We start from the raw sequence: 2,728 nt of genomic DNA on the forward strand, positions 1-2,728 counted from the left end.
GCGCTGCACCGGTGCCGTGACCAGCGGGCCGCCGATCTCGGTCCAGATCAGGCGCAGCCGCGGCTTCGGCACGTCGGCGATGACCTCCCACTCCAGCATCACCCGGCCGCTCTCGTTGGACAACGCGCCGTATTTCGCGGCGTTGGTCGCCAATTCATGCACGATCATCGACAGCACCACGGCAAGCCGCGGCGACAGCGGTACCGTGGGGCCGGTCATGCGGATGCGTCCGGAGTTCGCGGGCAGGAAGGGCTGGAGCACCCGGGTCACCACGTCCTTCAGCTCGGATCCCTGCCATTTCTCCTCGCTCAGAAGGTTATGCGCCTCGGCGAGTGCGCCGAGACGGCCCTCGAACTTGGTCCGCTCGTCGCGGCTCGCGCTGCGGAAAGTCTGGACCGCGATCGCCTGCATCAGCGCCAGCGTGTTCTTGACGCGGTGGTTGAGCTCCTCGATCAGGAGATCGTGCAGCATCTCGCCGCGCGCGATCGCGGTCGCCATCCGCACCGCGAAGGTCAGGCCGGTCAGCAGCAAAATGCCGCCGATCAGGCTGGTGATCGCGATGTTGCGCCAGAGCGGTGCGACCAGCGAGCTCTCGGCGACGCCGGCGGCGACGGTCCAGCCGGTCAGCCGCGATCGGGTGTAGGCGGCGGCGAGCGCGACGCCGTCGAGCGACACGGTCGGGAGCGATGCCTCGTCATTGCGGAACATCTCGGCGTAAAGCGAGGGCGAAGCGCGCTTGCCGAACGTTTCACTGGGGTTGGGCGCGCGCGCGAACACGGTGCCCTTGGCGTCGAGCAGGGACACCGTCCATTGCTGGTCGGGCCGCTGCCTCTCCACCAGATCCTGAAAGATGCCGATCGGCGGGCTGAAGCAGAGGTCGTAGATCACCTCGCCGTTGCGCAACACCGGAACCTCGACGGTGATAATCTGGCGCCGATTGATCGCGCCGGTGAACAGGTCGGAATATTGCGGCGCCTTGGTCGAGAAGACCCTCTCGACGATCTCCAGATTGGCGCGGTGAGGCAGGCTCGCAATGTCTTCCGTGGCCGAGGAAAACAACAGCCGGCCCTTGCGGTCGGAGATCAGCACGAGGCCGCCCTTGCCATACTGGTCGAGAAAGCCGAGCGCGATGCGGCGAAAGTTCCGGAAGTCGTCGTTGCGCAGCGAATTCGTCAGCGCAAGGACCTGGAGGCCGCCGGTCATCCGCTGCACCTCGGAGTCCAGCACGAGACGCATGCTGCGCACGTTCTCCAGCACGCGGCGCGTCGCGTCGCTGCGGTCCTGCTTGTAATTGTAGACGGCAATGCCGACGGCGAACACGATCAGGGGCAGCATCGTTCCCGCCACCAGGAGAGCGAGTCGGACCGGCAGGGTGAGCTTTGACAAACGCGAATGCCCTAGGAGCCGGCGCGACGGCGCCGGATGAGCCGAGCATAAAGCAGCACCGTGATTGCGCCACTGCACAATTGGTCATGGACCGCACCCGTTCCGGGCCGCCGGAGGCGCATCCAAGAGGTGAAGGTTGCAGTGCAATAGATGGCGTGAGTGCGGGTCCTGCGTCGAACTGTATCAGTCGAGAGCTCATCATTGTCCGGACCACGCATCCGAATTGGCTTCCGTCCCGCCGCAGTTTTTCATACCCTCCGCGAACGCTGGCCGCATGCCGGCTGCGCTCACGGCCCGGCTACAGGGCCGGAGCATCAAAGGGAGGGGAGACGATGAAGCGAAGATCATTTCTCGCTGGTATCGGTGCGACCACTGCGGCGGCCACGATTGGCATGCCGTCGATCCTCAGGGCACAGGCGCCGATCACGCTGAACGGCGCGGTCCAGTTCAACGACGACCACGCCTTCAACCGGGCACTGCTCCGGTTCGAAGAGCTGGTCAAGACGTACTACGGCAAGCCCGTCAACTTCACCCTGCACAGGAACTCCTCGCTCGGCCTCGAGAAGCAGTATTTCGAGTACATGTCGCAGGGCAAGGCGGTCGATTACGGCATCGTCTCGCCGGCCCACATGTCGACCTTCGCCAAGGCGGCCCCGTTCATCGATGCGCCCTTCGTGTTCAAGGGCATCGAGCACATGAACAAGGTCGTCGAAGCCAATATCCTGGCGCCGATCGCCGACGAGGTCGCGGCGAAAGCCGAGGTCGTTCTGATCGGCTATTCCGGCGGTGGCATCCGCAACATCTTCGCCAACAAGCCGCTCAGGAATCTGGCCGATCTCAAGGGCCTCAAGGTCCGCGTGCAGGGCGCGCCGATCTGGTCGAAGACCTTCGCGGCCGTCGGCATGAGCCCGACGGTGATCGCCTACAACGAAATCTACAACGCGATCCAGAACGGCGTGATCTCGGCCGGTGAAAACGAGGCCGCCGGCGTCGAGGCGATGAAGTTCTACGAAGTGGCCCCGCATCTCAACCTGACCCAGCACGCCGTGTCGATCCGGCCGATCTGCTTCTCGGTGAAGACGCTGAAGACGTTGCCGAAGGACTTGCAGGACGCGATCATGAAGGCCGGCAAGGAGGCTGGCGACTACGGCCGTCAGCTCGAGTCGAGCGAAGAGGTCGTCAAGCTCGACACGCTCGAGAAGGCCGGCAAGCTCAAGCGCGTTCCGTTCGAGGAGCGGGACGCCATGAAGAAACTCGCCGATCCCGTGATGGCCACCTACGCCAAGGAAATCGGCGCGGAGGGCATTTTCGAGAAGATCAACGTCGCCTGACCGCTCCATGT

At 64.3% G+C, this 2,728-nt stretch carries 2 protein-coding genes; one reads left to right on the forward strand and one right to left on the reverse strand.

Annotated features, from left to right (window positions below; translation table 11 throughout):
• Nucleotides 1–1,335 (reverse strand): sensor histidine kinase (locus ACXJL8_RS38445; RefSeq protein WP_456686752.1); only part of this gene is annotated, 1,335 nt, incomplete at its 3' end.
• Nucleotides 1,336–1,718: 383 nt separating this feature from the next.
• Between ACXJL8_RS38445 and ACXJL8_RS38450 the strand changes: the two genes are divergently transcribed.
• Nucleotides 1,719–2,717: a TRAP transporter substrate-binding protein gene (locus tag ACXJL8_RS38450; protein ID WP_456621410.1), complete on the forward strand. Its 999-nt coding sequence runs from the start codon at nucleotides 1,719–1,721 to the stop codon at nucleotides 2,715–2,717.
• The last annotated feature ends 11 nt before the right edge of the window (nucleotides 2,718–2,728 follow it).

It is taken from the genome of Bradyrhizobium sp. P5_C11_2, assembly GCF_054049755.1.

What these genes read in the sequence shown, in the direction of transcription:
- ACXJL8_RS38450 (WP_456621410.1), top strand. Translation starts at nt 1,719, where the DNA reads ATGAAGCGAAGATCATTTCTCGCTGGTATCGGTGCGACCACTGCGGCG.